Source organism: Frankia sp. CcWB3 (assembly GCF_977927595.1).
In genome coordinates this window covers 1-7219 of sequence record NZ_CDWRCK010000146.1, presented here as the reverse complement: position 1 = coordinate 7219, position 7219 = coordinate 1, and the positions used below count along the sequence as shown (strand labels likewise).

General features: G+C 70.1%; 9 protein-coding genes. 3 read left to right on the top strand and 6 right to left on the bottom strand.

Features of this window, described 5'->3' with window-relative positions:
- Nucleotides 1-164, top strand: a 164-nt coding sequence (locus ACY5KJ_RS12490; RefSeq protein ID WP_462203410.1) for a Bax inhibitor-1/YccA family membrane protein, incomplete at its 5' end; no start/stop codon positions are given.
- A 98-nt stretch (nucleotides 165-262) separates the two neighbouring features.
- Here the strand turns inward: ACY5KJ_RS12490 and ACY5KJ_RS12485 are convergent.
- The gene (locus ACY5KJ_RS12485) at nucleotides 263-673 is read right to left on the bottom strand and encodes a PPOX class F420-dependent oxidoreductase (protein WP_462185950.1); all 411 of its coding nucleotides are present in this window, start codon (nucleotides 671-673) and stop codon (nucleotides 263-265) included.
- Nucleotides 674-830: 157 nt separating this feature from the next.
- On the bottom strand, nucleotides 831-1058 hold the full coding sequence (locus ACY5KJ_RS12480) for a DUF4287 domain-containing protein (protein WP_011438288.1): 228 nt from the start codon (nucleotides 1056-1058) through the stop codon (nucleotides 831-833).
- 199 nt (nucleotides 1059-1257) lie between these two features.
- Between ACY5KJ_RS12480 and ACY5KJ_RS12475 the strand changes: the two genes are divergently transcribed.
- Nucleotides 1258-1548 carry a hypothetical protein gene (locus ACY5KJ_RS12475; RefSeq protein WP_462203408.1) on the top strand — a complete coding sequence of 97 codons (291 nt, stop codon included), beginning with the start codon at nucleotides 1258-1260 and terminating at the stop codon, nucleotides 1546-1548.
- Nucleotides 1549-1591: 43 nt separating this feature from the next.
- On the opposite strand, the gene ACY5KJ_RS12470 is transcribed toward ACY5KJ_RS12475, so the two are convergent.
- A complete protein-coding gene (locus ACY5KJ_RS12470) occupies nucleotides 1592-2641 on the bottom strand; it encodes a DUF459 domain-containing protein (RefSeq protein WP_462185949.1) in 1050 nt (349 codons plus the stop codon).
- Nucleotides 2642-2850: 209 nt separating this feature from the next.
- Nucleotides 2851-4527 (bottom strand): MBOAT family O-acyltransferase, encoded by a 1677-nt coding sequence (locus tag ACY5KJ_RS12465; RefSeq protein WP_462185948.1) that lies wholly within the window; start codon nucleotides 4525-4527, stop codon nucleotides 2851-2853.
- A gap of 196 nt (nucleotides 4528-4723) precedes the next feature.
- On the opposite strand from ACY5KJ_RS12465, the gene ACY5KJ_RS12460 reads away from it, so the two are divergent.
- Nucleotides 4724-5644 (top strand): alpha/beta fold hydrolase, encoded by a 921-nt coding sequence (locus ACY5KJ_RS12460; protein WP_462185947.1) that lies wholly within the window; start codon nucleotides 4724-4726, stop codon nucleotides 5642-5644.
- A 39-nt stretch (nucleotides 5645-5683) separates the two neighbouring features.
- Here the strand turns inward: ACY5KJ_RS12460 and ACY5KJ_RS12455 are convergent, their stop codons facing one another.
- Both ACY5KJ_RS12455 and ACY5KJ_RS12450 read right to left on the bottom strand, forming a co-directional pair.
- Nucleotides 5684-6145, bottom strand: coding sequence for a hypothetical protein (locus tag ACY5KJ_RS12455; RefSeq protein WP_462203407.1), 462 nt, complete (start codon nucleotides 6143-6145; stop codon nucleotides 5684-5686).
- 73 nt (nucleotides 6146-6218) lie between these two features.
- Nucleotides 6219-7219, bottom strand: a 1001-nt coding sequence (locus tag ACY5KJ_RS12450) for a trypsin-like serine peptidase (RefSeq protein WP_462203406.1), incomplete at its 5' end; no start/stop codon positions are given.

The following is a 7219-nucleotide window of genomic DNA, read 5'->3' as shown; positions in this document are numbered from 1 at the left end:
GCGTCGCGAGCCTGCAGTTCATCCTCGCCTTCGACTACATCGAGCGGGCGATCGAGTCCCATGCGCCGCGTTCCGAGGCGTGGCGGGCGGGATTCGGCCTGCTGATCGGCTTCGTCTGGGTCTACCTGGAGATGCTGCGCCTGCTCTCCAAGCTGCGGCAGTAGCGCGCGGGTCCGTCGTGGGGCCGAGGCCCCGCCGACGATCAGGTCAGGGCGGGCAGGGTCAGGGCGCTCTTATGCAACGGTGTCCTCAAGCCTGGTCCTCAGCCGGAGACGTCCGGCCCCGCCGACCGCGGAGTGATCTGGATGATGCATCGCTGATCGCGGATCATCGCCGCCCGGTAGTTGTCCCAGTCGGGATGCTCACCCGCGATGTCTCGGTAATAGGCGATCAGGAGGTCCATCGCCGCCGGTAGCCGGATGACTTCGGCGGTTCCGTTGATCTGCACCCAGGGCCCGAAGAACTCATCGGGGAACACACAGATCCGTACGGTCGGATCCCGCTCGATGTGGCGGACCTTGTAGGCGGTGAGCCGGCTGCTGATCTGCAGATGCCCGTCGGTATCCACCCCGACGGTCACCGGTGACATCTGGGGCGTGCCGTCCCGGCGGGTGGTGCTGAGTACCGCCCGGTGATGATCGCGTACGAACTCCGTGGCTGCGTCGAGGTCCATGTAGTCATTGTGATGTGCCCGGTGGCCGACCCGGCGCGTCAACGGTGCGGACCGCGTCCGCGTCCCGCGCCGGGTACCCGCGCCTTACCTCGATACCTCACCGGGCGGCCGAGCCTGCGCGCTCGACGCTGCCGAGGTGCCGACGCTGCCGAGGTGCCTACGCGCGGATCGCCCGCCGCCGCAGATCGGCCTCATGGACCAGGGCCGCCGCATAGCAGTGCGGCAGGTCGTGCTCGGCCCGCAGCCAGTTGACGCGCTCCGCGAAGCGGAGCAGGCCGGGTCCGTCGTCGAGCCGATCGAGCCAGTGGTTCACGTCGTGGCCGGTTGCCTTCGGTATCCGTTCGATGAGGATCTGGTGGGTCTGGGCGGAGCGGTTCAGCGACATGCGCGCCTCCTGAGATGAAACCCGACGTCAACGGACCATGTCTGGAGGGTGCCCTATACCATAGTAGAGAGCAAGACCCGTTCCCGTCATCGTCAGGTATCCTGCCCGGATGTCCGACGAGGTCCGTGATCTCACCCGTGAGGTCGGCCTGCTGATTCACCGCCTTCGGTGCTGGTCCGGGTCATCATGGGATGTTCCGGTGGAATCCGGTGGCACCAGGGCGGAGCGGGCCGTTCGGCTGCTCGACGAACTGGCGTCGCTCGGCGAGCGGGCCGGCACGGGAGTGCCGGCCGGCGCTCGTCCACCGCGGCTGGCGCCGCACGCCCTGACCGACCAGCTCGCGGTCCTCGCCGACGATCTGGTCGCCGCGATCTCGGTGTCCGGTGCGGCGGCGCCGTCCGGTCGCGAGGTCCTGGCCGCCGCCCGGGTCGCGGTGCTGGCTGCCCGCCGGGATCTGGACGGCGCGGGCTTCGGGTTCCGCCCCCGTTGAGCGTTCGCTCGGTCCGGCCTCCGCCGGTCGCTCCGATCGTCGTTCACCGCAGGTTCCACGTGCTGCGCACGGTCTCCAGAATGTGTCCCGCGGCGATCCGCGCGCCGTCGAGACTCAGGTGCACGCCGTCACGGGCCCGGGCCAGGACGGTGTTACCGTCCGTGCCGGTGAGGTAGTCGCTGTACGCGCCGTTCTTCGACAACCACGGGGTGAGGTCGAGATATCGGGCTCCGACCACCCTGGTCGTGGCGTCGAGGGTCGCCTCGTTCAGTCGGCGGAAGTAGCCGTTCAGCTGGTCCGGCCGGGCCGGCGGGAGGCTGAGCCACAGCACTCGGCGGGCCCCGTCGCCGCTCCAGATCCGCATCACGACGATGGCACGCCGTCGGTACTCGGCGGCCCACGCGTCCGATCCGGCCGGCAGGACGGTTCCGTCCGGAAGCGTGATGCCCTGGCCGTCGTTCCCGCCCATGGCGACGATCACCAGCTCCGGGTTGCGCTGCGTGATCTGCGTCCGGGCATGGGTGGCCCAGTCGAAGAAGTCGGGCCGCACCAGGCCCGTGCCGAACCGCGTCTCGGTCTGTGCCCGGATCGTGGCGGGCGCACTGTTCATGATGGTCGGACCGAGTGATTCTGTCAGCGAGTCCCCGGTGACCAGGACGCGCAGCGGATCGGCCGCGGTCGGGTGGCGCGGTGGCAGTGGGGAGCGGTGGGAACCGGCGGCGCCCGGCCCGGAGGCGCCAGGGTGATCGGGCTCGGCTTCAGCCCGACTGGCCGCCGATGCCAGCTCGGAGAAGGTGCCGCCGGGCTTGGCGTCGTGACCGAACGCGCGCGACAACCACCGGTCCGGTTCGTCGAGGTGGACGGTCCGGGTGATCCGTTCGATCGGCCGGGCCATGCCCAGCACGAGCGTGCGGGTGAGTCCTGGGCGCATGCCCTCGCCCCCGTGCACCATCGCTGAGGCGCGGAGCACCGCCAGCAGACCCAGGGTGACGGCTACCAGCAGGAAGGCCTGCCGGGCCCGGACGACGCCGGTGGTCGCCGCGGGTGCGGTCGCCGGTGGCCCCGGTGGCGCCGGATCTTCACGCTCAGTCATCGTCCCTCGGCTTCGTCGGCGCAGGTCACAGATGCCCCGGAATGTGATCAGGCGTTGTTGTTCGATTACCTTAAGTCAAGGCTCCGCTCTCCGCCGCTCGTATCGTCCGGCCTGGGCGGCCCCGGCCGGGGCAACGCTCCGGCTCCGGCACTGGCTCCGGCACCGGGATCGGGATCGGGATCGGGACGGGGAGAGCAGGCGAGCGTGACTCAGAAGTGGAAGTAGATGAACGGCGCGACGTCCTGCGGGCCGACGATCGCATAAATGATCATGATGCTCAGGGTGAGCAGCGCGATCTGGGCGCCAAGGCGCAGTTGGGCGAAGGCGACCTGCGCGTGGATCCACCAGGCGCGCGGGACGGCGGCGGTGGCCAGTCCCACCCCGATGGCGGCGAGGACCGTCGGAGTGACCAGCGGCGCCGGTCCGCCCGCGGTGAACAGCCGGACGGCGAGCTCGCGCGCCGTTGCCAGGTCGGGCGCTCGGAACAGGACCCAGGTGGCACACACGAAGTGGAAGACGGCCAGCCGGCCGGCCCAGGCGCGGATCGGGTTGGGTGCCGCTTCGGGAAGTGAGGCCTGTGTGGCGGTGATCGTCCGGCGGCTCGCCGTGGTCGGCGTCCCCGCGGGGCTGTCGGCGGTGCTGGAGCCGGCAGCGAGACCGGGACCAGCAACGGCGCCGGATCCGCCAGGGGAAAGGACCGGTGCGGGGCTCTCCGATCCCGGCCGGGGTAGTGGCATCGCGGAGAGCCCCGCCGATTCGGCCTGTCCCGTGATCTGCTCCTGTCCTGTGACTCGGGCCTGCCCCGTGGCTCGTGCCCATTCCGCCGCCCGGATCCGGTCCGCCCGTCGGGCACGTATCCGGCGTTCGGTCACCAGGCCACCGCCGTGCAGCGATCCCCACAGGACGAACGTCCAGGCGGCGCCGTGCCAGAGACCACCCAGAGTCATGGTGATCATGATGTTGAGGTAGGTGCGCCGACGCCCCTTCCGGTTCCCTCCGAGCGGTAGGTAGACGTAGTCCCGGAGCCATCGGGACAGGGTCATGTGCCAGCGGCGCCAGAAGTCCTGCAGGGTGGTGGCCGCGTAGGGACGGTCGAAGTTATCCGGGAAGCGGAAGCCGAGCAGGAGGGCGATCCCGATCGCGATGTCGGAGTACGCCGAGAAGTCACAGTAGATCTGCACGGCGTAGCCGTAGACGGCCGTGGCGATCTCCAGCGACGAGTGCTGGCCGGGCGCGTCGAAGACGGGGTCGACGAGGCGCGAGGCGATCAGGTCGGCGAGCACCACCTTCTTGACCAGGCCGCCCACGATCAGGAACACGGCCCGGGTGGCTTGGACCTGGTTCGGGTCCCGTGGCGTGGCGAGCTGGGGGATGAACTCGCGCGCACGCACGATGGGACCGGCGACCAGGTGCGGGAAGAACGCCTCGTACACGGCGAAGTCCAGCAGCGACGCGGGTGCGCTGGTGCCGCGATGGACGTCGATGACGTAGGACAGCGCCTGGAAGGTGAAGAACGAGATCCCGATCGGCAGCGCCACCTGGAGCAGGGGCAGCGATGTGGGGAGACCGATCTCGGCCAGCGCGCGGTCCACCGACAGGGCGAAGAAGCTGTAGTACTTGAACCAGCCGAGCAGGCCGAGGTCGCAGACGATCGCGGCGATGAGGATGCGGCGGTCGAGCCAGCGATGGATCGCGACGGCGGCGCCCTGGTTGATCAAGGTGGAGGCCACGATCAGCAGCACGAAGCGCGCGTCCGCGAAGCCGTAGAAGAAATACGACGCCCCGAGGATGAACGGCTTCCACAGCCTCGGCCGGGGCATCAGCAGCCAGGAGATCGCCAGCACCACGACAAGGAACGCCGCAAACTCGATCGTCGGAAAGATCACGTGTGCCCGTCCGGTGGGGTTGCCCAGCAGGATAATCGCTATAGGAGGTCGAGTGACTACCTAAAGTAGTTGACGGGTGGGGTGTTCGCCGCTCGACGGCCGCGCTGCCGGCATCCGCCTGGCCCTTTCGGGTGACCTCCGGCCGATTGCCGGCGGAACTCGTGCGCCGGCGCCATGGGATGGCTACCTTCCGACCATGGGCATCGTCTCGGTCAACGGCATCGACCTCGCCTACGAGATCCACGGCGACGAGGACGGGTTGCCGCTGCTCCTGATCGGCGGCCTCGGGCAGCAGCTCGTAGGCTGGCACCCGGACCTGCTGGCCGCGCTCGGCCGTCGCGGTTATCGAACGATTATCTTCGACAACCGGGACGTGGGACTGTCCACTCATCTCGACCAGCTCGGTCGGCCCGACCTGGCAGCGATCCTGAGCGGTCGCTTCGACCTCGCCCCCTACCGGCTCGAGGACCTGGCCGCGGACGCAATCGGCCTGCTGACCGCCCTCGGAATCGAGTCGGCGCACCTGATGGGCAGCTCGATGGGTGGCATGATCGCCCAGATCGCGGCCCTCGGGAACCCCGAGCGGGTGCGCAGCCTCACCTCGATGATGTCCCATCCGGGTGACCACCGGGTGCAGCCGACCGCCGAGGCGATCGCGCTGTTCCTGCGGCCGGCGCCGGCCGACCTGGAGGAGTTCGTCCTCGCCGGGCACGAGGCACAGGAGGTCCTGGGCTCGCCGCTGTTCGAGCCGGACGTGGCGTGGCTGCGGCGGCGGGCCGAGATCCAATGGGGCCGTCGCCCGAACCCGGTCGGGGCTATGCGCCAGATCGCCGCCGTGCTCGCGGCGCCCGACCGCACCCCCGGGCTCGCGCGGCTCCCGGTCCCCACCCTCGTCGTCCACGGTGACGCGGACCCGCTCGTCCCGGTCCTCGGTGGTCGGTTGACGGCTGCGGCGATCCCGCTCGCGGAGCTGCTGGAGATCGACGGGATGGGGCATGAGCTCCCCCGCCAGGTCTGGGGCCGCATCCTGGACAAGCTTGACGATGTCGTGCATCGCGGGGATGTCGTGCATCGCGGGGGAGTCGATCGTCGCGGGACGCTCGCGCAGGCGAGCTGAGCGCCGACCCGCCCGGATCGTCGCGGTGGCCCGGCCGAGTCAGGTCCCGGGTTTTATGGCCATGGAAGCAATGATCAGTACCCAGCAGGCGGTGCTCACGGCGACACCCCCCATGATTGGAAGGGTACGCCGATGCGTGTCACCGCCCGCGTCGATCTCCTTGACGGCGTGGGCGAGCCCGGGCGCGATTATGCCCAGCGAGATCCCCGTGGCCACCACCCACAGCACGAGGGCACCCGACAGCCAGGGGTCGCCCAGCGACCGCACGCTGCCGAATGATCCCTGATTCACCAGCCCGAGGCCCGTCACGACGATGAGCAGTGAGGCGAGCGTGAGGGCCCGGATCATCCGCACGCACAGGCGCAGGATCGGCAGGGCGCCGGCCCCCAACCGCAGCAGGCGCGGGGTGACCACGGTGATCAGTGTCAGTGGACCGATGACGAAGACCCCGACGACGACGTGCACGGTCAGGAGGAGCCCGAAGCTGCCCGAATGCGGCATGCACAGAAGGTATCGATCGTCGTCAGCCGGCTGTATCCCGGGGGACGGCGATATCCCGGGGGACGGCGATCCGCTAGAGCCGGTAGGACTGATAGTAGAGTGACTTCACCACGTCGCCGAAGTGAGTTCCGTATAGCTTGTCGTTGACTCCGGCATAGGCGTAGCTGATCACCCCGTTGACCCAGCCGTGCCCGGAACCGAGCCGGCCGAGGCCGGTGAGCAGTGGCCCGCCGCTGGCGCCGGCCGTCATGCGGCAGGCGACGCCGATCGACGGGCTGCCGTAGGGGTCGCCGAAGCCGGGGCCGGCGCAGTAGACGAGCTGGCTGCCGTCGTAGGGGGGCAGCCGCGGGTAGCCGAAGGTGTACTGCGGATACGTCCCCGGAAGATCGAAGGCGATGCCCTGGGACCCGACCGTGTCCTCGAGATGACGGCCGCGGGACGGGGACGGGTTGAACAGGGCAAAGCCGGTGTCGACGTCGAAGTCGCCCCGATGGGCCCAACCGGACGTCACGGTGAGCCGGCGGGCGGTCCAGATGCCGTAGGGCATCGCGCCGTTGTCGAACCCGGGGATGAAGATGACGTTCCGCGCGAACTGTTCCCCGGTACCGCCGTGCACGCAGTGCCCCGCGGTGACTACGAGGTCACGACTGGGGCTGGACACGACGCTCGCGGAGCAGGCGTAGTCACCGCCGCCGATGGTGGCGAACAACCGGCCGGTGGTCGTGGTCACCAGCCCGCCCCGGGTGTAGGGCATTCCGGCGCTCGGGGGCGGGGGAGCGCCGCTCGCGGCCGTTTCGGAGCCGCCGACGGCAGGCGGGGCCGGCCCGGGACTGAGGGGGGCGGCATCGGCATGGTCGTTCGTGCGGGCCCCGAAGGCTCGGGCCCGCCGCTCCGCGCTCCAGTACCGTTCGACCTCGCGCTGCTCGGCGAGGGTCACCGCCCCCGGCGCCGAGAGGAGCTGTCCCGCGGTGGATCCCGGGTACGTGGCGGCGATCGGCGCGCTCCCTCGCCCGGTGGCCGACGCCGCCTGGGCGGGGCTGGCCGGAAGGCCCGCGGGTGCCAGCGCGACGCCCG

Excerpts from the sequence above, each read along its gene's own strand:
- ACY5KJ_RS12460 (WP_462185947.1), top strand. The coding sequence starts at position 4,724 with ATGGGCATCGTCTCGGTCAACGGCATCGACCTCGCCTACGAGATCCAC.
- ACY5KJ_RS12485 (WP_462185950.1), bottom strand. The coding sequence starts at position 673 with ATGGACCTCGACGCAGCCACGGAGTTCGTACGCGATCATCACCGGGCG.
- ACY5KJ_RS12470 (WP_462185949.1), bottom strand. The coding sequence starts at position 2,641 with ATGACTGAGCGTGAAGATCCGGCGCCACCGGGGCCACCGGCGACCGCA.
- ACY5KJ_RS12480 (WP_011438288.1), bottom strand. The coding sequence starts at position 1,058 with ATGTCGCTGAACCGCTCCGCCCAGACCCACCAGATCCTCATCGAACGG.
- ACY5KJ_RS12455 (WP_462203407.1), bottom strand. The coding sequence starts at position 6,145 with ATGCCGCATTCGGGCAGCTTCGGGCTCCTCCTGACCGTGCACGTCGTC.